Source organism: Pseudomonas putida (genome assembly GCF_028682395.1).
In the GTDB taxonomy this organism is placed as follows: Bacteria; Pseudomonadota; Gammaproteobacteria; order Pseudomonadales; family Pseudomonadaceae; genus Aquipseudomonas; species Aquipseudomonas putida_AB.
In genome coordinates this window covers 1-19,904 of record NZ_JANHLC010000009.1, presented here as the reverse complement: position 1 = coordinate 19,904, position 19,904 = coordinate 1, and the positions used below count along the sequence as shown (strand labels likewise).

The window sequence follows — 19,904 nt, the reverse complement described above, 5'->3', positions numbered from 1 at the left end:
CAGCTTTATACCTTGGGTCGCCTGGCGCCGGGTCAAGCTGACAAAGTTGTAATCTTACGGTCAGCTCGTTGGCAGCGGTGTTTTTTTAAGGTGGGTGGCACGCTGATTTGGCTTTCTGCAGGAGTATCAATATGTCCATTCGTCTTCGCTTGTTACTGGCCGGTTGCTTGATGGTCTTGAGTACGCCGCTTTGGGCGTCACCCGCGACCGGCTTCGCGTTCGGCCAGCCGGCACCGGCGGCCCAGGCCACGCGTACGGTGGAGCTGGTGATGGGCGATATGAGCTTCAGCCCGGCCTCGGTGGAGGTGAAGGCGGGGGAGACCGTACGTTTCGTGCTGATCAACAAGGGCCAACTGCTGCACGAGTTCAACCTGGGCGATGCGGCGATGCATGCCCATCACCAGCAGGAAATGCTCGACATGCTCAAAAGTGGCCAATTGACCCCGACAGCGCTGAAGCCGATGCCCATGGATCACGGGGCGATGGGCCACGGTGCCATGGCGGGCATGAAGCATGATGACCCTAATAGTGTGCTGGTCGAGCCAGGCAAGACCGGCGAGCTGACCTGGACCTTCAGTGCGGCCGACAAGCTGGAGTTTGCTTGCAATATTCCCGGGCACTACCAGGCTGGCATGGTGGGCACGTTGAAAATTGACCGCTGAGACAAGGTGATCGTCGCCGGGCGCTGAAAGCAGTGAATAAACCCGATAGACTGCTCGGGTTTATTCAGTCAGGTTTTTGTCATGCATCCCGCAGCCGAACATTCGCCGCTGGGCAAGTCCAGTGAGTACATTTCTACCTACACCCCTTCCTTGCTGTTCCCGATCCCGCGTGCGGCGAAATGGGCGGAGCTGGGCCTGAGCGCCGAGACCCTGCCTTACACCGGCGTGGATTTCTGGAACTGTTTCGAGTTGTCCTGGTTGCTGCCTTCCGGCAAGCCGGTGGTGGCCATCGGTGAGTTCAGCATCCCGGCCGACTCGCCGAATATCATCGAGTCCAAGTCCTTCAAGCTTTATCTGAACTCGCTGAACCAGACTCCCTTCGCCGATCGACAGGCGCTTGAAGCCGTCCTGCAGGCGGATTTGTCGGCGGCAGCGGGCAAGCCGGTGGGCGTGCGGGTGCGCAGTCTCAATGAGGTTCAGGCTGACGGTGTGGTGGCCTTGCCGGGCACTTGCATCGATGATCTGGATATTACGGTCAGCGACTACGCGCAGCCGCGGCCTGAATTGCTGCAGTGCGACGCGAGCCGGGTGGTAGAGGAGAGCGTCTACAGTCATTTGCTCAAGTCCAATTGCCCGGTTACCAGCCAGCCGGACTGGGGCAGCGTGGTGGTGGAGTATCGCGGTGCGGCGCTGGATCACGCGAGCCTGCTGGCGTATCTGGTGAGCTTTCGCCAGCATTCGGATTTCCACGAGCAATGCGTGGAGCGGATCTTTCTCGATCTGCAACGCCTGCTCAAGCCGGAAAAGCTGACGGTGTACGCGCGCTACGTGCGCCGCGGCGGCCTGGATATCAATCCGTACCGCAGTACCGAGGTCGTGGCCTTCCAGAACCAACGGCTGGTTCGTCAGTAATCAGCCCGCAGGTACGCCGGATGGCGCTTAAACGCCAGGTATAAAAAAGCCCCGAACTAGTCGGGGCTTTTTCTATTGCGCGTGATGCTTAGGCTTGAACGACCGGGATATTGGCGTTCGCTGCGGCTTCACGGAACTCGGCGATCTGGTCGAAACTCAGGTAGCGATAGATATCGCCTGCCATGGTGTCGATTTCCTTCGCGTAGGCCATGTACTCCTCGACGGTCGGCAGGCGACCCAGGATCGAAGCCACCGACGCCAGCTCGGCCGAAGCCAGGTAGACGTTGGCGCCATCGCCCAGACGGTTCGGGAAGTTACGGGTCGAAGTCGACACGACGGTGGAGTTCGGTTCTACGCGTGCCTGGTTACCCATGCACAGCGAGCAGCCCGGCATTTCCATGCGCGCGCCAGCCTTGCCGTAGATGCCGTAGTAGCCTTCTTCGGTCAGTTGGTGAGCGTCCATCTTGGTCGGCGGCGAGAGCCACAGACGGGTAGGCAGCTGACCCTTGACCTTGTCCAGCAACTTGCCGGCAGCGCGGAAGTGACCAATGTTGGTCATGCAGGAACCGATAAACACTTCGTCGATCTTCTGGCCAGCAACGCTGGACAGCAGGCGAGCGTCGTCCGGGTCGTTCGGCGCGCAGAGCACAGGCTCTTTGACGTCGGCCAGGTCGATCTCGATGATTTCGGCGTATTCGGCGTCCTTGTCCGCTTCCAGCAGCTCAGGGTTGGCCACCCAGGCTTCCATCGCTTGGGCGCGACGTTCCAGGGTGCGTGCATCGCCGTAGCCTTCGCCGATCATCCAGCGCAGCAGGGTGATGTTGGACTTCAGGTACTCGGCGATCGACTCTTTGGACAGCTTGATGGTGCAGCCGGCCGCAGAGCGCTCGGCCGAAGCGTCGGACAGTTCGAAGGCTTGTTCGACGGTCAGGGTTTCCAGACCTTCGATCTCCAGGATGCGGCCGGAGAAGGCGTTCTTCTTGCCTTTCTTCTCTACGGTCAGCAGGCCAGCCTGGATCGCGTAGTAAGGAATGGCGTGAACCAGGTCACGCAGGGTGACGCCGGGTTGCAGTTTGCCTTTGAAGCGCACCAGGATCGACTCGGGCATGTCCAGTGGCATAACACCAGTGGCTGCGGCGAAGGCGACCAGGCCGGAACCGGCTGGGAACGAGATGCCGATCGGGAAGCGGGTGTGCGAGTCGCCACCGGTGCCGACGGTATCCGGCAGCAGCATGCGGTTCAGCCAGCTGTGGATGATGCCGTCGCCCGGACGCAGGGATACGCCGCCACGGGTCATGATGAAGTCAGGCAGGGTGTGGTGCGTGGTCACGTCGATCGGCTTTGGATAAGCCGCGGTGTGGCAGAACGACTGCATGACCAGGTCGGTGGAGAAGCCCAGGCAAGCCAGGTCCTTCAGCTCGTCGCGGGTCATCGGGCCAGTAGTGTCCTGGGAGCCGACGGTGGTCATTTTCGGTTCGCAGTAGGTGCCCGGGCGAACACCGGTCACGCCGCAAGCCTTGCCGACCATTTTCTGCGCCAGGGTGAAGCCCTTGGTGCTTTCAGCCGGGGCTTCGGGTTTCTTGAACAGGTCGGACGGTGGCAAGCCCAGCTCGTTACGAGCCTTCTCGGTCAGGCCGCGGCCGATGATCAGCGGGATACGGCCGCCAGCGCGGACTTCGTCGAGCAGAACCGGGGTCTTCATTTCGAAGGTGGCCAGGACTTCGTCGCTGTTGTGCTTGGTGACTTTGCCAGCGTGCGGATACAGGTCGATCACGTCGCCCATGTTCAGCTTGGAAACGTCGAATTCGATTGGCAGGGCGCCGGCATCTTCCATGGTGTTGTAGAAGATCGGAGCGATCTTGCTGCCGAAGCAGAAACCGCCAGCACGCTTGTTCGGCACATAGGGAACGTCGTCGCCGAAGAACCACAGCACCGAGTTGGTGGCGGATTTACGCGAAGAACCGGTACCGACGACGTCGCCGACGTAGGCGATCGGGAAGCCTTCGTTGCGCATCTGCTCGATTTGTTTCATCGGGCCGATGGCGCCTTGCTGGTCCGGAACGATACCGTCACGGGCCATTTTCAGCATGGCCAGGGCGTGCAGCGGGATGTCGGGACGCGACCAGGCGTCAGGTGCTGGCGACAGGTCGTCGGTGTTGGTTTCGCCGGTGACCTTGAAGACGCGCAGGCTGATCTTGTCGGCCAGGGTCGGGCGGTTCTTGAACCACTCGCCGTCAGCCCAGGACTGGATCACACCTTTGGCGTGGACGTTGCCGTTCTTGGCTTTTTCCGCGACGTCGTGGAACGCATCGAACATCAGCAGGGTGTGCTTGAGTTGCTCGGCGGCAACCGGAGCCAGCTCGGCGTCGTCCAGCAGATTGACCAGGGTCACGATGTTGTAGCCGCCTTGCATGGTGCCGAGCAGTTCAACAGCGCGTTTCTTGTCGATCAGGGGGGATTTGGCTTCGCCGGTCGCCAATGCGGAGAGGAAGCCTGCCTTGACGTAGGCTGCTTCATCGACTCCTGGCGGAACACGGTTGGTGATCAAGTCAACGAGGAAAGCTTCTTCGCCAGCCGGTGGGTTCTTCAGCAGCTCGACCAGGCCTGCTGTTTGTTCGGCGTTTAGCGGCTGGGGCACGATACCCAGTGCTGCACGCTCTTCGATATGTTTGCGGTAGGCTTCAAGCACAGTTATTACCCTCATCAGTGGTCCCAAATGGGTGTCCGGGACGCTCATCCAGAAATGCTCAGCTCTCATGCGCTGCGGGGCTTTATGAGCCGCTTAGCCAGAGTTTCGGAGATTTCCAACAGAAGCTGTTTTCAAAGTTTTACGCCTGCAGAACGGGAGCTGATGAGGGTTGGCGCGGGAGCTTCCGGGGAGGATGCGACCAGCGCCAACGCCGTTCTTTAGGATTAACTGTGCTCGTGACGCTTTGAAAACAGCTTCCAACGGACATTGGCGCCTAAAAAGGCAGGCCGATTCTACGGCAAAACTTTGATAAAGGTAAGGTAAGCCCTACAGGTTCAGGGGTGACCCTTGTTAGACAAAGGGCTAACATGCGGGCCTGTTTCGCCTCTGTACGTTGTTGATCCCCATGCCCAATCAGACCATCAAGACCCCCTGCATCGGCCTTTGCTCCACTGTTTACGGTGATCTGGTGTGCCGTGGTTGCAAGCGTTTCCACCATGAAGTGATTCATTGGAATGGCTACAACGAAGAAGAAAAGCGGGCGGTCTGGATGCGCCTGGAGCAACTGCTGGTGCAGGTGATGGTGGCCAAGCTGGAAGTATTCGACGCCGTTCGACTGCGCCAGCAGCTTGAGGCGCGCAAGATCCGCTTCGTGCCCCATCAGTCCGCGTATTGCTGGGCCTATCAGTTGATTGCACGCGGTGCCCGGGTCATCAGCCAGTTGGACGCCTACGGGATGGTCCTGCTGCCGGAGTTTCGCGAATGGGCATTGCCGGATTTGCGCGATGCCATCGATCGGGAGTTCTTCCTGCTCTCCGAGGCACATTACCAGCGCTATATCGCGCCAGGCTTCCTCAGGGATGCGCTGGGCGGCCAGGGCATGCTGTAGCTGTAGCTGTAGCTGTAGCTGTTGCGGGGCTGGGGCCGAGTGCTTGGCGCCCGTCGTCCTGTGTAGGACGTTCGCGAGCGCCAAGCAGGGCGGCGGCTGTTAAGCCTGTATTCAGTGCTGGCTCACCAGCTCCTCCAGATGGCCCATGATATCGGCGGGCTTGAGTACCAATACATCGCTTTCCAGGGCGTCGAGCACCACTTCGGCAGTATTGCCAATCAGTGCGCCGGTGATGCCGGTACGGGCGACGGTGCCGATCACGGTCACCACGGCTTGCAGCTTGTGGGCCATATGCGGGATCAGCACATCTGCCGGACCTTCCTCGATATGCAGGTGTTCATCGTCGATATCGAACTCGGCCTGGAACGCTGTGCATTGTTCGCGATAGCGCGCCTCGATGGTTTCCTTGAGCTGAAAAATCGGGTCGGCGGCCGACAGCATTGGTGACGGATGGGCGGTGATCACGTGCAGTTCTGCACGGGCCAGGCTGGCAATGTCGAAGCCGTGGTCGACGATGCAGTTGTGCAGCACGCGGTGCTCGGCGTCGCTATTGCCGACATCCACGGCCGCCAGGATGACGCCGCCGGTCCAGGGCTTGGCGGTCTTGACCAACAGGACGGGCGTCGGGCAGTAGCGCAGCAGTTTCCAGTCGGCAGGGGTGAGCACGAGCTTTTTCAGTGGGTTGTCTTCGTAGTGCTGTTTGATCACCAGGCCGCAGCCTTCGGCCTGCTGCACGTCGATAATGGTTTCGTGTAGCGTCTGGTTCCAGGCCTGTTCGGTGGTGACGCTGTAACCTTCGCTTAGCAGCGCGCTCTTGAGCACGCTGAGCAGGGCGGAGTGTTCATGCTTTTTATCGCAGATCAGCAGGTGCAGGTGCGCCTGGGTTACGCCGGCGATCAGCTTGGCCCGTTTGAGCGCGAGGCTTTCCATGTGCTCGGGCTCGATGACCACCAGAATACTGCGGATGGCTTGCATGATCAGAATCTCCATAAAGGTCATAAAAGACGAGGTTAGACCACTATAGTTGCAGTCTTGTCATTCGGGTCTTGATGCATATCAAGCCCCGCCGCTGGTGCTCCGTGTCCGGGCCGGTATAATCGGCGCCCCGCGTTGCCCGACGTCCGTTCTCGTGAAGCTCATGTCCTCGATTCCGTTGTTCACAATCCTTGCCCCTCAAGCCGCAGGTGGCCGGCGATGATGTCGCACATCCATGCTTTTCTCGGCTGCCGTACGCCTGACGCTTGGGTCGCCGCGGCGCTGGCCGACCAGGAAACCCTGCTGATCGACCACAAGAATTGCGAGTTCAAGGCCGCGAGTACTGCCTTGAGCCTGATTGCCAAGTATCACTCCCATGTGGATCTGATCAGCATGATGTCGCGTCTGGCCCGTGAGGAGTTGGTGCATCACGAGCAGGTGATGCGCCTGATGAAGCGGCGCAAGATCGAGCTGCGGCAGTTGTCCGCCGGCCGTTATGCATCCGGCCTGCGCAAGGCGGTGCGTAATCACGAGCCGGTGAAGTTGGTCGATACGCTGGTGGTCGGCGCCTTTATCGAAGCGCGCAGCTGCGAGCGCTTCGAAGCCCTGGTGCCCCATCTGGATGAAGAGCTGGGCAAGTTCTACTTCGGCCTGCTCAAGAGCGAGGCGCGGCATTACCAGGGTTACCTCAAGCTGGCATACCAGTATGGCGAGGCCAAGGATGTCGACCAGGCGGTCGTGCGAGTCCGAGAGGCAGAGCGCGAACTGATCGAATCGCCGGATATCGAGTTCCGCTTCCACAGCGGCGTGCCCGCTTTCAGCTAATCCCCCCCTCAGTACCTGCCTGTAGCGAGCCTGCTCGCGATCTTTCGTGCGTTTTATGGCGCAGAGGATCGTGAGTGAGCGGGCTTCAGCCTGTTCTCGTGCCCGGTTGGTAGTCGGCTAAATACAAAGCTTGCTAATTAATGCTTTGATATTGGCTGCCTAGGCAGTAATATTTCGAAATATCTGCCTAGGCAGCTTTTCTTTGGTGGCCTGATGAAGCATTTCACTCCTGAGACATTCCACACCTGCGCCCTGGGTCTGCTGCTGGGGCGTGCTGCACTGCTCAAGGACCGGATTATCGATGTCCGGATGGAGCCCTATGGTGTGACGGCGGCGCAGTTCAAGGTGCTGATCATCATGGCCCAGTTCGGCGTGGACACGCCCGCCGAGCTTTGCCGGCACCTGTCCCTGGACAGCGGTTCGATGACGCGCATGCTCGACCGCCTCGAACAAAAGGATTTGCTTGCTCGCCAGCGCAATGAAGCTGACCGGCGCCAGGTTCGTCTGGTCCTGACCGAGGCCGGACAGAAGCTCGCCGACCTGCTGCCGCAGATTGGCGCCGACGCCATGAATGAGCTGACTCGCGCCATTTCGGCGCAAGAGCTGAGCAGCCTGGAACAGATCCTCAAGAAAATATTGCTGGCGGCCGGTGACCCCATCACGGTGCTGCGGGTAGGTGATAAATGAGCAACAAAACCTTGCGTAGTGGTGTGAGCCTGGTGTTTCTGGCCATGGTCATGGCCGGTTGTGCCAGTTACCACGGCCTGGATACCGAGGGCGTCAGCCTTGAGGCCCGTGACCTCAAGGTCGAGCAGTCGCTCAAGGGCGTGACCCTGTCGCCGGCGGCCTGGCCGCAAAGCGATTGGTGGAAGAGCCTGGGCGACCCACAACTGGACGGCCTGATTCGTGAAGCCCTGCGTGACAGCCCCGATATGCAGATCGCCAGTGCGCGGGCGCACCAGGCCAGTGCCGCCGCACTGGCGGCCGATGCCGCGCGCATGCCGGAGTTGGATGCCAGTGGCAGTGTCAGCCGTTCGCGTCTGGCGCGCGACCAGGATCCGAGCGGAGCAGGGGGCACCTACAGCACTGTGCGTAGCCTGGGTGTGGACTTCAGCTACACCTTCGACCTCTGGGGTGGCCAACGCGATGCCTGGGAAGCGGCGCTGGGCCAGGCCCGGGCGGCGGAGGTCGACCGCCAGGCGGCGCAGTTGACCCTTGCGGTCGATGTGGCGCGTGCCTATAGCAACCTGGGGCAGGCGCATATTGTCTATGACCTGGCCCATGATGACCTCAAGCGCACTCGTCAGATGCTGGACCTGGGGCGTCGTCGGCTCGATTCCGGGATCGACAGCGATTATCAGTTCCAGCAGACCGAAAGCCTGGCCGCCAGCTCCGAAGAGCAGCTGATCAACGCCGAGAAAAAGCTGCAGAGCGCCAAGGTCGCCATGGCTGTTCTGTTGGGCAAGGGGCCGGATCGGGGTAACGAAATTGCCCGCCCCAAAGTGCTCCAGCCAGGTGCCGTGGCCTTGCCATCGAGCCTGCCGGCCGAGTTGCTGGGGCGGCGTCCTGACCTGGTGGCGGCACGCTGGCGGGTGGAGGCGGCGAGCAAGGATATTGCGGCCAGCAAGACCCGCTTCTACCCCAATCTCAATCTGAGCGCGGCGGCGGGCACCCAGGCATTGCTCGGCGATGCGCTGTTTGGCGCGCCCAGTCGCTTTTTCAATATTGCACCGACGATTTCCCTGCCGATCTTCGATGGCGGTCGCTTGCGTGCCGGTCTCGATGCCAAGGATGCCGATTACGATCTTGCCGTCGCGCAGTACAACAAGCGCCTGATCCAGGCCCTGGGCGATGTCAGTGACACCCTTGACCAACTGCGCGCCGTGGGGCGGCAGATTGTGGCCAAGCAGCGTGCTACCGATATTGCCCAGGCTTCCTACGACACCGTGGTCCAGCGCTTCGGTTCGGGCATCGGCAACTACCTGGATGTGCTGAGCATCGAGCAGCAACTGCTGCAGTCCCAGCGCCAATTGGCCAGCTTGAATGCCGAGCAGATCGACTTGTCCATCCAACTGATGCAGGCCCTGGGCGGCGGTTTCAACGCTGACCAACTGGCTGCCACTCCTTCCACCCCAGCTGCGCAGGCTGAATAATTCAAGGTATTTGTCATGGCCATTGCCGATACAAACTCCAACGCTCCTTCGGCCCAAGAGGCAAGCCACTCGCGCAAGCGCAAAACCTGGCTGACGATCCTGGCTGTGCTGGTGATTGTCGGTGGCCTGGGTGTCTGGGCCTGGCACGAACTCTATGGGCGCTGGAGCGAAAGCACCGATGACGCCTACGTCAATGGCAACGTGGTGGAAATCACCCCGCTGACCACCGGCACCGTGGTCAGCATCGGCGCCGATGATGGTGATCTGGTGCATGAAGGCCAGGTCCTGCTGAACTTCGACCCAAGCGATGCCGAGGTCGGCCTGCAAAGCGCCGAGGCCAATCTGGCGCGCACCGTGCGCCAGGTCCGTGGCCTGTACAGCAATGTCGATGGCATGAAGGCGCAGGTTGCGGCGCAGAAGGCTGAAGTGCAGAAGGCCCAGGAGAATTTCAGTCGTCGTAGAAATCTGGCGGCGGGCGGGGCGATTTCCCAGGAAGAGCTGTCCCATGCGCGCGATGACCTGGCTTCCGCCCAGAGCGCGCTGAACAGCGCCCAGCAGCAGCTCGCCAGCAGCAGTGCGCTGGTCGACGATACGGTGGTGTCCTCCCACCCTGAGGTCCAGGCTGCGGCGGCGCAATTGCGTCAGGCTTACCTGGCCCATGCGCGCACGACCCTGATCGCGCCCGTGACCGGTTATGTGGCCAAGCGCACCGTCCAACTGGGGCAGCGTGTGCAGCCGGGGACGGCGTTGATGGCGGTGATCCCCTTGAACCAGTTGTGGATTGACGCCAACTTCAAGGAAACCCAGCTGCGGCAGATGCGTATCGGCCAGCCGGTGGACATCGAGACCGACCTCTATGGCAGCTCGGTCAAGTTCAGTGGCACGGTCGATAGCCTTGGCGCCGGGACCGGTAGCGCCTTTGCACTGCTGCCGGCGCAGAACGCCACTGGCAACTGGATCAAGATTGTCCAGCGGGTACCGGTGCGTATCCATATCAATGCCGAAGAGTTGGCGCAGCACCCATTGCGCATTGGCCTGTCGACGCTGGTCGAGGTCAATCTGCACGACCAGTCCGGCCCGGTACTGGCCCAGCAACCGCCGCAGAAAGCCTCGTTCACCACCAGCGTCTACGAGCGGCAACTGGCTGATGCGGATGCCTTGATCGAGCAACTGGTCCATGCCAATAGCGCCGCGGCCGCTAAGACGGTTCAGCGCTGATTCGTCGATCCACCCGTCGCGCCCGTCTGGGCGCGTCTGCTATGTTCCAAAGGATTCGCGATGAGCTCGAACGCGTCTTTTACACCGCCCAGCCTGTTGTTGTGCACCATCGGCCTGTCGCTGGCGACCTTTATGCAGGTGCTCGACACCACGATTGCTAACGTCGCCTTGCCGACTATTTCCGGCAACCTGGGCGTCAGCTCCGAACAGGGCACCTGGGTCATTACCTCGTTTGCGGTCAGCAACGCTATTGCGTTGCCGCTGACCGGCTGGCTGAGCCGGCGTTTTGGCGAGGTGAAGCTGTTCCTTTGGGCGACGGTCCTGTTTGTCCTGGCCTCGTTCCTGTGTGGCATTGCCACCTCGATGCCCGAGCTGGTGGGCTTTCGCGTGATACAAGGGCTGGTAGCCGGGCCTCTGTACCCGATGACCCAGACGCTCCTGATTGCCGTCTATCCACCGGCCAAGCGAGGGATGGCCTTGGCGTTGCTGGCGATGGTCACGGTGGTCGCGCCGATTGCCGGGCCGATCCTGGGCGGCTGGATTACCGACAGCTATAGCTGGCCCTGGATCTTCTTTATCAATATCCCCATTGGCCTGTTCGCCGTATGGGTGGTCCGCCAACAGATGCGGGCACGCCCTGTGGTCACCAGTCGGCAGCCCATTGATTATGTGGGGCTGCTGACGCTGATTATCGGCGTCGGTGCCTTGCAGATCGTCCTGGATAAGGGCAACGACCTGGATTGGTTCGAGTCGAACTTTATTGTGGTGGGGGCGTTGATTTCGGCGGTGGCGCTGGCGGTCTTTATCATCTGGGAAATGACCGATCGCCATCCCATCGTCAATCTGCGTTTGTTCGCCCATCGCAATTTCCGCATTGGTACGCTGGTGCTGGTGTTTGGCTATGCCGGCTTTTTCGGGATCAACCTGATCCTGCCGCAATGGCTGCAGACGCAGATGGGTTATACCGCCACCTGGGCCGGGCTGGCGGTGGCGCCGATCGGTATCCTGCCGGTGTTGATGTCGCCTTTCGTCGGTAAATACGCGCACAAATTCGACTTGCGCGTACTGGCCGGGCTGGCGTTCCTGGCGATCGGGATGAGCTGCTTCATGCGGGCCGGGTTCACCAACGAGGTGGACTTCCAGCATATCGCCCTGGTCCAACTGTTCATGGGGATCGGTGTGGCGCTGTTCTTTATGCCGACGCTGAGCATTCTGTTGTCGGACCTGCCGCCGGACCAGATCGCCGATGGTTCGGGCCTGGCGACTTTTCTGCGGACCCTGGGCGGTAGTTTCGCCGCGTCGTTGACGACCTGGATCTGGATTCGGCGTGCAGACCAGCATCATGCGTATCTGAGCGAAAACCTCAGCACCTTTGAGCCGGCGACCCGCGAGGCCTTGAAGAATCTAGGGGGCGCGGGTAATCCGGCCTACGCTCAGCTCGATCATATGCTGACCAGCCAGGCGTATATGATGTCGACCGTGGACTACTTCACGCTGCTGGGTTGGGTGTTTATGGGGCTGATTCTATTGGTATGGCTGGCCAAGCCGCCCTTTGCGGCCAAGGCCGGGCCGGCAGCGGCCGGGCATTGACTGCCGGCAAGCTCGGCCCTGTGGGTATTACCCTGCGTTGGCGGGGTGGGGCGAGCTTGTGGGTGATCCACTAGAAATCAAACGCTGCCAGTTGGAACCCCTGCTCATCCACTTGCAGTGCCCAGCCCTGGCGATCCCAGTCCCCCAGCACAATGCGCTTGGCGGCCTGGTCGCCGATCTGCAGTTTGTGGATCGCCGGTCGATGGGTGTGGCCGTGAACCAGTGTGCGCACGCCGTACTGCTGCATGATCTGCGGCACGATGTCGGGTGTCACGTCGACAATATCGTTGGCTTTCATCCGCGTTTGCGCGCGGCTTTCGCTGCGCAGCTTGCGTGCCAGTTTGTGGCGAGTACCCAGCGGCAGGTGGCGCAATATCCACAGGGTGAGCGGATTGCGCAGGTAGCGACGCATGCGCATATAGGCTTCGTCACGGGTGCACAGGCTGTCGCCATGCATCAGCAGCACCGGCTCGCCGTTGAGCTGGACCACGCTGGGGTCCTTGAGCAGGGTGCAGCCAGCGGCCTTGCAGAACGCCTGGCCGAGCATGAAATCGCGATTGCCGTGCATCAGGAAGATGCGGGTGCCGTGATCGCTCAGGGTGCGCAGCGCCTGGCAAATCGAACGCTGGTAGGGAGTCATGGCGTCGTCGCCGATCCATGCCTCGAAAAAGTCGCCCAGGATGTACAGTGCTTGTGCCGAACGGGCGCGCCCGGCGAGGAAATCCAGAAACGCCCGGGTAATGTCCGGGCGCTCCTCTTCCAGATGCAAATCTGAAATCAGTAATATCACTCAATGATCTCGGCTTTCTCGATGATCACGTCGTCTGTCGGTACGTCCTGGTGGCCGGACTTCGAGCTGGTGGAGACGCCTTTGATCTTGTCGACCACGTCGGTGCCTTCAACCACTTTGCCGAACACGGCGTAGCCCCAGCCCTGAACATTCTTGCCGCTGTGGTTCAGGAAGCTGTTGTCGGCCACGTTGATGAAGAACTGGGCGGAAGCCGAATGCGGCTCCATGGTGCGCGCCATGGCCACGGTGTACTTGTCGTTGGAAAGGCCGTTGTCAGCTTCGTTCTGGATGCTGGGGCGCTTATCTTTCTTTTCTTTCATGCCTGGCTCGAAACCGCCGCCCTGGATCATGAAGTTGCCGATGACACGGTGGAACACGGTGTTTTCGTAATGACCGGCTTTAACGTATTCGATGAAGTTGGCCACGGTGATCGGGGCTTTCTCGGCGTTCAGTTCCAGGACGATGTCGCCGTGGTTGGTGGTCAGTTTGACTTGGGTCATGATCGGTACTCTTTTGGAGAGGTGCGTGATTCAGGGAATTCGTGGGCTTTGGGGGCGCAAATGCGACCTGCGGGCCCGGGCCCGTCTGACATAAAAACCGCCAGGGGCGCAGTTTAGCGTGCCGGACGTGAATTTCGAGGCGGTTTTTTCATTTGAGCGCCATTAATAGCCGCAGATTTAAAGGCTGCTCTGTCAGGGGCTTGACCGCATCGGCTATGATATCCGTTTTGATTTACCAGGCCGCACCGGCCGCGCACTTGTACGTTCAAGGATCCTATGAGCAAGCCCACTGTCGACCCTACCTCGAATTCCAAGACCGGACCTGCCGTGCCGGTCAATTTCCTGCGCCCGATCATCCAGGCGGACCTGGACTCGGGTAAGCACACACAGATCGTGACCCGCTTTCCACCGGAGCCCAACGGTTACCTGCATATCGGTCACGCCAAGTCGATCTGCGTGAACTTTGGTCTGGCCCAGGAATTCGGTGGCGTGACGCACCTGCGTTTCGACGACACCAACCCTGCCAAGGAAGACCAGGAATACATCGACGCCATCGAAAGCGACGTCAAGTGGCTGGGCTTCCAGTGGTCGGGCGAAGTGCGCTATGCCTCGCATTACTTCGATCAGTTGCATGACTGGGCAATCGAGCTGATCAAGGCCGGCAAGGCCTATGTGTGCGACCTGACGCCCGAACAAGCCAAGGAATACCGTGGCAGCTTGACTGAGCCGGGCAAGAACAGCCCGTTTCGCGAGCGTAGCGTCGAGGAGAGTCTGGACCTGTTCGCCCGCATGAAGGCTGGCGAGTTCCCGGATGGCGCCCGCGTGCTGCGGGCCAAGATCGATATGGCGTCGCCGAACATGAACCTGCGCGACCCGATCCTCTATCGCATCCGCCATGCCCATCACCACCAGACCGGTGATAAATGGTGCATTTACCCCAACTACGACTTTACCCACGGCCAGTCGGATGCGATTGAAGGCATCACGCATTCGATCTGCACCCTGGAGTTCGAGTCGCACCGTCCGTTGTACGAGTGGTTCCTGGATAACCTGCCGGTGCCGAGCAAGCCGCGCCAGTACGAGTTCTCCCGGCTGAACCTGAACTACACGATCACCAGCAAGCGCAAACTCAAGCAACTGGTCGACGAACAGCACGTCAATGGCTGGGACGACCCGCGGATGTCGACGCTTTCGGGCTTCCGTCGTCGCGGTTATACCCCGAAGTCGATTCGCAACTTCTGCGACATGATCGGCACCAACCGTTCCGACGGTGTGGTCGATTTTGGCATGTTGGAGTTCAGTATCCGTGACGATCTCGATCAGAGCGCGCCGCGCGCCATGTGCGTACTGCGCCCGCTGAAAGTGATTATCACCAACTACCCGGACGGCCAGGTCGAGAATCTCGAACTGCCATGCCATCCGAAGGAAGACATGGGTGTGCGGGTTCTGCCATTCGCCCGTGAGATCTACATCGATCGTGACGATTTCATGGAAGAGCCGCCCAAGGGCTACAAGCGCCTGGAGCCTAATGGCGAAGTGCGACTGCGCGGCAGCTATGTGATCCGTGCCGATGAGGCGATCAAGGATGCGCACGGCAATATCGTCGAACTGCATTGCTCCTATGATCCGGACACCCTGGGCAAGAACCCCGAAGGCCGCAAGGTCAAGGGCGTGGTTCATTGGGTGCCGGCTGCCGCGAGTGTCGAGTGTGAAGTGCGTTTGTATGACCGTCTGTTCCGTTCGCCGAATCCTGAAAAGGCCGATGACAGCGCGAGCTTCCTGGACAACATCAACCCTGACTCCCTGCAGGTACTCACCGGTTGTCGTGCAGAACCCTCGCTGGGCAATGCACAGCCTGAAGACCGTTTCCAGTTCGAGCGCGAAGGTTATTTCTGCGCGGATATCAAGGACTCGAAGCCCGGTCGTCCGGTATTCAACCGTACTGTGACCCTGCGCGATTCCTGGGGTCAGTGATCAAGCGTTAAGGAACCTTCGTGCTTACGATCTACAACACGCTCACCAAGAGCAAAGAAGTCTTCAAGCCGCTGGATGGCAACAAGGTGCGCATGTATGTCTGCGGGATGACCGTGTATGACTACTGCCACCTGGGTCACGGGCGCAGCATGGTCGCGTTCGACCTGGTTACGCGTTGGCTGCGCTTCAGTGGTTATGATCTGACTTATGTGCGCAATATCACCGATATTGACGACAAGATCATCAATCGGGCCAATGAGAACGGTGAGTCCTTCGAGGCGCTGACCGAGCGCATGATTGCGGCGATGCATGAGGATGAGGCGCGCCTCAACATTCTCAAGCCGGACATGGAGCCTCGCGCCACGGATCATATCGCCGGTATGCACGCGATGATCCAGACGCTGATTGACAAGGGCTATGCCTATGCGCCGGGAAATGGCGACGTGTACTACCGCGTCGGTAAATTCCTCGGTTATGGCAAGTTGTCCCGCAAGAAAATCGAGGATCTGCGCATCGGTGCGCGGATCGAGGTCGATGAGTCCAAGCAGGATCCATTGGATTTCGTCCTCTGGAAGGCGGCCAAGCCGGGCGAGCCAAGCTGGGAATCGCCTTGGGGCGCCGGGCGTCCGGGTTGGCATATCGAATGCTCGGTCATGTCGACCTGCTGCCTGGGCGATACCTTCGATATTCATGGTGGCGGTAGCGATCTCGAATTTCCCCATCATGAAAACGAAATTGCCCAGAGCGAAGCGGCGACGGGGCAGACCTACGCCAATGCCTGGATGCATTGCGGGATGATTCGCATCAATGGCGAGAAGATGTCCAAGTCGTTGAACAACTTCTTCACCATTCGCGATGTGCTGGACAAGTACCACCCTGAGGTTGTGCGTTATCTGTTGGTTTCCAGTCACTACCGCAGTGCGATCAATTATTCGGAGGACAACCTCAAGGATGCCAAGGGCGCGCTTGAGCGCTTCTACCATGCGCTGAAAGGGCTGCCGGTCGTCGCTGCGTCGGGAGGCGAGGCTTTTGCCGAGCGTTTTACCCAGGTCATGAACGACGATTTCGGTACGCCGGAGGCATGTGCGGTGCTGTTCGAGATGGTGCGCGAGATCAATCGCCTGCGTGATTCCGATCTACTGGCTGCTGCAGGTTTGGCTGCGCGTTTGAAACAGTTGGCCGGTGTCCTGGGCGTGCTGCAGCTGGAGGCGGATGAGTTTCTTCAGGCGGGCGCGGCAGGCCGAGTGGACGGGGCTGAGGTCGAAGCGCTGATTCAGGCGCGTCTTGCGGCGCGTGCGGGTAAGGATTGGGCCGAGTCCGATCGCATTCGCGAGCAACTGACGGCGATGGGGGTTGTGCTGGAAGACGGCAAGGGGGGGACGACCTGGCGTCTGGCTGATTGATCCAGTGTGTTTGCGCTGAAAGCCCGCCTTGCGCGGGCTTTTTTCTGACGCTTGGGTTGATTGCAGGCAATAAAAAAGGCACCCGAGGGTGCCTTTGTCGTCTGCGCGCTTATTTAAGTGTGCAGGGATTCTGCGGCATACAAAGTGTTTTCCAGCAGGCAGGCGCGAGTCATTGGGCCAACACCGCCAGGAACGGGGGTGATCCAGCCGGCGCGGGGCAGGGCGGTCTCGTAGACCACGTCGCCGACCAGCTTGCCGTCTTCCTGGCGATTGATGCCGACGTCGATAACGATGGCGCCTTCCTTGACCCACTCGCCCTTGACCAGCCCAGGCTTGCCCGCGGCGACGACGACCAGATCGGCACGGCCGACGTGGCCCGCCAGATCCTTGGTGAAGCGGTGGGTTACGGTCACGGTGCAGCCGGCCAGCAGCAGCTCCATGGCCATGGGACGTCCCACAATATTGGAGGCGCCTACGACCACGGCTTCCATTCCGTACAGGTCGGCACCGGTGCTTTCCAGCAGGGTCATGATCCCTTTAGGGGTGCATGGACGCAGCAACGGGATGCGTTGGGCCAGGCGGCCGACGTTATAAGGGTGGAAACCATCCACGTCCTTGTCGGGGCGAATGCGCTCGAGCAGCTTGGACGAGTCCAGGTGCTGGGGCAGCGGCAATTGGAGAAGAATGCCGTCGATTGCCGGGTCGTCGTTCAGGCGGTCGATCAGGTCGGTCAGCGCCTGTTGAGTGGTTTGCGCAGGTAGGTCATAGGCTTGCGAGATAAAGCCCACCTCTTCGCAGTCTTTACGCTTGTGCGAAACATAGACCTGGGACGCAGGATCGCTGCCGACCAGAATCACTGCGAGGCCTGGTGTGCGCAGGCCCTGCTGGCGACGCTCGTCGACACGTTTGGCGATCTGCTTGCGCAGGCTGGCGGCGATCGCTTTGCCGTCGATTAGTTGTGCAGTCATGACGCGTGATTAACCATCGAGAGGGATTGGAAAAGAGCGCGCATTCTCGCATGTCGCGGCGCGAGGGCAAAGGCGCTTGGTCAGCATATTCCCCTAACCCCTTTATATTTCTGAATTTTTTTCAAAAAAGAGTTGACGACTTTCTGACTCACCTATAACATTCGTCGCACTTGTCGGGCACAGCCTAGCACTGGTTAAGAAGGTTGAGTGAAGCGGTTGTTTAGCTTGGCGAGACTGGAAAACAATTAGTTTGTAATCGTCCAAGAATACAGATTAATAAGGCGCCCGTAGCTCAGCTGGATAGAGCATCCGCCTTCTAAGCGGATGGTCGCAGGTTCGAGTCCTGCCGGGTGCGCCATTAGGCATATTTGGCACAAGTAAGGCAATATGGTGGGCGTAGCTCAGTTGGTAGAGCACGGGATTGTGACTCCCGTTGTCGAGGGTTCGATCCCCTTCGTCCACCCCATATTCTAAAAGACGCCAGACTAACCGTCTGGCGTCTTTGTATCAAAAGCTTGTACGCGGACGTGGTGGAATTGGTAGACACACTGGATTTAGGTTCCAGCGCCGCAAGGTGTAAGAGTTCGAGTCTCTTCGTCCGCACCATCTTATAGATCAAGGGGTTACGAGCTTTAAGCGACCCCCTGATAGATGCACTGGAACATCGGCGTGAACAGATCGTGAACTCGGTTGTTCACGCAGCCCATCCAGAACCCTCACTGCATCCCTCACCCTGGCCGGCGCCAAGTGCGCGTACCTCTCTGTCATCATGACCGTAGAGTGGCCCAGCAAATCCCTGACTTCCGCCAACGCTACCCCAGCACTGATCAAGTGCGCCGCGCAGGTATGCCGCAAGTCGTGAATCGTGAAGTCAACAATCCCTGCCTTCTTGCATGCATCAATGAACCCATTGCGCACGCTCAGTACACGCTCGCCATTCCCTCGCATGAAAACCCAAGGCGATGCCGGAGCCTTTTCCGCGCGAAACGCTGCCATTACCTTCAGCGCCGACAGCGCACCCTCATTCAGCGGTATGCTTCGACGCTTGCCTGCCTTCGTGTGAACCCCTTCCAGATAGATCAATCCGTTGATCAGATCCACCCGGCGCCACTCCAGCCCTAGCATTTCCTCTTTCCGGCAGCCGGTGTTCACTGCCAGGCGAATGAAGCTTTCGAGGATCAAGCCAAACTTCTGGCCCCGCGCCGCCCGGCAGAGTGATTCCACCTCGGCCCTGGTCAACCATCTGACCCGCCCCTCTGGCTCTTTCATCGTCCGGCCCTTCACAGGGTTAGGCAGAGCCCATTCAAATTCGACGTTGCACCAGTTGATCGCAGCAGAAAGAGCGGCGAGCTCCCGGTTCACTGTCGCCGGCGAAGCGCCTGACTCCAAGCGTGCCGTCGTATACTCTCGAATCCTCAAACCTGTTAGATCATTCATCACAACCCCTGTAAAATGGGGCCGCAAAGCTTTTACTCTGTGGGTAGTCGTTTCGTAGCTGCGCTGGTGCTGGCTGGCGTTACGCAGATACGGAAGCATGACTTCTTCGAAGGTACGGGGCGGATTCACGCCCCATTCCTTTTCCTTCCAGGCGTCCGCCCGGGACTGCTGCTCTAATGCTTTGGCTGCCGCGAAGTCGGTCGTGCCAGAAGAGCGTCGAGTTCTTTTGCCATCTGATTGTTTGACAAAGATCCACCAATAGGGCGAATCGTTTCTTTTGTAGGGCATACGGTTTCTCCCGATATGCCGCCCGCAGCGTGGATACTAGCAGCGGCTTCGGCATCAATCATCTCTTGGAGCTGCTCGCGGTGAATGCGTACACCGCGCTTCAGCATGCGTACCGTGGGGATCAAGTGGTCTTGAGCCATGCGGTAAGCCGTCGACCGGCTCACGCCCAGCATCCCGGCGGCCTGCTCAACTGAAATCAAGGACATGGCTACCTCTTCCCCATGTGGGGAGGTCAATTGAGTGTTGTCATGCCGCCCTATGGCGGCAGAAGGTGGGTTATTTGGTGGCTTTCTTGATCGCAGCGCGCGCGTCGAACATGGCGTAGTACAGGCGGTGGAAGATCGCGCAGCTCGGGTCTTCGTGATCATCGCCGCCGTGTTCGAAGATGCCGTCGATGGTTCCGCTATAGCTGCTGGCGATCTGCTCGCACTCGCCAGCTATCTGGGCGAGTGCCTCCAGTGCTTTCAGCAGGTGCTCGCTGCTGGCGCGTTCTTCCCGGCCTATATCCCAGAAGCGCTGACCCCAGTGATCCGCCGGCGGCGGGTTGACGTTCTGAGCGCCAAAAGCCATGGCGCCGACAATCGAGTCGCAAAGGTCGCGCTTGTAGGCGTTGTCGCCGTCGATGCTCAGT

The 19,904-nt window shown here is 59.8% G+C and carries 17 protein-coding genes, 3 tRNA genes and 1 pseudogene; 13 read left to right on the top strand and 8 right to left on the bottom strand.

What is annotated here, in order from left to right:
* Nucleotides 1–131 precede the first annotated feature (131 nt).
* The gene (locus NPS46_RS19600) at nucleotides 132–662 is read left to right on the top strand and encodes a cupredoxin domain-containing protein (protein WP_274110058.1); all 531 of its coding nucleotides are present in this window, start codon (nucleotides 132–134) and stop codon (nucleotides 660–662) included.
* An 81-nt stretch (nucleotides 663–743) separates the two neighbouring features.
* Nucleotides 744–1,574 (top strand): NADPH-dependent 7-cyano-7-deazaguanine reductase QueF, encoded by an 831-nt coding sequence (queF, locus tag NPS46_RS19595; RefSeq protein ID WP_274110057.1) that lies wholly within the window; start codon nucleotides 744–746, stop codon nucleotides 1,572–1,574.
* An 88-nt stretch (nucleotides 1,575–1,662) separates the two neighbouring features.
* Here the strand turns inward: queF and acnB are convergent, their stop codons facing one another.
* Nucleotides 1,663–4,263: a bifunctional aconitate hydratase 2/2-methylisocitrate dehydratase gene (gene acnB / locus NPS46_RS19590; protein ID WP_274110437.1), complete on the bottom strand. Its 2,601-nt coding sequence runs from the start codon at nucleotides 4,261–4,263 to the stop codon at nucleotides 1,663–1,665.
* A 406-nt stretch (nucleotides 4,264–4,669) separates the two neighbouring features.
* Between acnB and NPS46_RS19585 the strand changes: the two genes are divergently transcribed.
* Entirely contained in the window at nucleotides 4,670–5,152 is a 483-nt protein-coding gene (locus tag NPS46_RS19585) for a DUF1289 domain-containing protein (protein WP_274110056.1), read from the top strand.
* 111 nt (nucleotides 5,153–5,263) lie between these two features.
* On the opposite strand, the gene NPS46_RS19580 is transcribed toward NPS46_RS19585, so the two are convergent.
* Nucleotides 5,264–6,127 carry a universal stress protein gene (locus tag NPS46_RS19580; protein ID WP_274110055.1) on the bottom strand — a complete coding sequence of 288 codons (864 nt, stop codon included), beginning with the start codon at nucleotides 6,125–6,127 and terminating at the stop codon, nucleotides 5,264–5,266.
* A 219-nt stretch (nucleotides 6,128–6,346) separates the two neighbouring features.
* Between NPS46_RS19580 and NPS46_RS19575 the strand changes: the two genes are divergently transcribed.
* The 5 genes from NPS46_RS19575 to NPS46_RS19555 all read left to right on the top strand — a co-directional run bounded on the left by NPS46_RS19575 (nucleotide 6,347) and on the right by NPS46_RS19555 (nucleotide 11,913).
* Nucleotides 6,347–6,952, top strand: a complete 606-nt coding sequence (locus NPS46_RS19575; RefSeq protein WP_274110054.1) for a tRNA-(ms[2]io[6]A)-hydroxylase — start codon at nucleotides 6,347–6,349, stop codon at nucleotides 6,950–6,952.
* Nucleotides 6,953–7,165: 213 nt separating this feature from the next.
* Nucleotides 7,166–7,639, top strand: coding sequence for a MarR family winged helix-turn-helix transcriptional regulator (locus tag NPS46_RS19570; protein WP_274110053.1), 474 nt, complete (start codon nucleotides 7,166–7,168; stop codon nucleotides 7,637–7,639).
* Nucleotides 7,636–9,105: an efflux transporter outer membrane subunit gene (locus NPS46_RS19565; RefSeq protein WP_274110052.1), complete on the top strand. Its 1,470-nt coding sequence runs from the start codon at nucleotides 7,636–7,638 to the stop codon at nucleotides 9,103–9,105. The genes NPS46_RS19570 and NPS46_RS19565 overlap by 4 nt, the downstream gene beginning before the upstream one ends.
* A gap of 15 nt (nucleotides 9,106–9,120) precedes the next feature.
* The gene (locus NPS46_RS19560) at nucleotides 9,121–10,323 is read left to right on the top strand and encodes an efflux RND transporter periplasmic adaptor subunit (RefSeq protein ID WP_274110051.1); all 1,203 of its coding nucleotides are present in this window, start codon (nucleotides 9,121–9,123) and stop codon (nucleotides 10,321–10,323) included.
* A 60-nt stretch (nucleotides 10,324–10,383) separates the two neighbouring features.
* Nucleotides 10,384–11,913, top strand: a complete 1,530-nt coding sequence (locus NPS46_RS19555; RefSeq protein WP_274110050.1) for a DHA2 family efflux MFS transporter permease subunit — start codon at nucleotides 10,384–10,386, stop codon at nucleotides 11,911–11,913.
* Between the two features lie 70 nt (nucleotides 11,914–11,983).
* Here the strand turns inward: NPS46_RS19555 and lpxH are convergent, their stop codons facing one another.
* Together lpxH and NPS46_RS19545 are read right to left on the bottom strand one after the other, a co-directional pair.
* Nucleotides 11,984–12,703, bottom strand: coding sequence for a UDP-2,3-diacylglucosamine diphosphatase (lpxH, locus tag NPS46_RS19550; protein ID WP_274110048.1), 720 nt, complete (start codon nucleotides 12,701–12,703; stop codon nucleotides 11,984–11,986).
* Entirely contained in the window at nucleotides 12,700–13,203 is a 504-nt protein-coding gene (locus NPS46_RS19545; RefSeq protein ID WP_274110046.1) for a peptidylprolyl isomerase, read from the bottom strand. Before NPS46_RS19545 ends, lpxH begins: the two co-directional genes overlap by 4 nt.
* A gap of 276 nt (nucleotides 13,204–13,479) precedes the next feature.
* On the opposite strand from NPS46_RS19545, the gene NPS46_RS19540 reads away from it, so the two are divergent.
* Entirely contained in the window at nucleotides 13,480–15,177 is a 1,698-nt protein-coding gene (locus tag NPS46_RS19540) for a glutamine--tRNA ligase/YqeY domain fusion protein (RefSeq protein WP_274110044.1), read from the top strand.
* Nucleotides 15,178–15,197: 20 nt separating this feature from the next.
* Nucleotides 15,198–16,580, top strand: a complete 1,383-nt coding sequence (gene cysS, locus NPS46_RS19535) for a cysteine--tRNA ligase (protein ID WP_274110042.1) — start codon at nucleotides 15,198–15,200, stop codon at nucleotides 16,578–16,580.
* A 113-nt stretch (nucleotides 16,581–16,693) separates the two neighbouring features.
* Here the strand turns inward: cysS and folD are convergent, their stop codons facing one another.
* Nucleotides 16,694–17,548: a bifunctional methylenetetrahydrofolate dehydrogenase/methenyltetrahydrofolate cyclohydrolase FolD gene (folD, locus tag NPS46_RS19530; protein ID WP_274110040.1), complete on the bottom strand. Its 855-nt coding sequence runs from the start codon at nucleotides 17,546–17,548 to the stop codon at nucleotides 16,694–16,696.
* A gap of 281 nt (nucleotides 17,549–17,829) precedes the next feature.
* On the opposite strand from folD, the gene NPS46_RS19525 reads away from it, so the two are divergent.
* From NPS46_RS19525 to NPS46_RS19515, 3 genes are all read left to right on the top strand, one after another.
* Nucleotides 17,830–17,906: transfer RNA gene (locus tag NPS46_RS19525), tRNA-Arg, on the top strand.
* A gap of 32 nt (nucleotides 17,907–17,938) precedes the next feature.
* Nucleotides 17,939–18,014: transfer RNA gene (locus NPS46_RS19520), tRNA-His, on the top strand.
* 55 nt (nucleotides 18,015–18,069) lie between these two features.
* Nucleotides 18,070–18,154: transfer RNA gene (locus tag NPS46_RS19515), tRNA-Leu, on the top strand.
* Between the two features lie 9 nt (nucleotides 18,155–18,163).
* Here NPS46_RS19515 and NPS46_RS19510 read toward each other — a convergent pair.
* The 3 genes and pseudogenes from NPS46_RS19510 to NPS46_RS19505 all read right to left on the bottom strand — a co-directional run.
* A complete protein-coding gene (locus NPS46_RS19510; protein ID WP_274110039.1) occupies nucleotides 18,164–19,273 on the bottom strand; it encodes a tyrosine-type recombinase/integrase in 1,110 nt (369 codons plus the stop codon).
* The gene (locus NPS46_RS25450; RefSeq protein ID WP_425312766.1) at nucleotides 19,159–19,479 is read right to left on the bottom strand and encodes a helix-turn-helix domain-containing protein; all 321 of its coding nucleotides are present in this window, start codon (nucleotides 19,477–19,479) and stop codon (nucleotides 19,159–19,161) included. The genes NPS46_RS19510 and NPS46_RS25450 overlap by 115 nt, the downstream gene beginning before the upstream one ends.
* A 70-nt stretch (nucleotides 19,480–19,549) precedes the next feature.
* A pseudogene (locus tag NPS46_RS19505) lies at nucleotides 19,550–19,904 on the bottom strand (hypothetical protein); the annotation flags it as partial.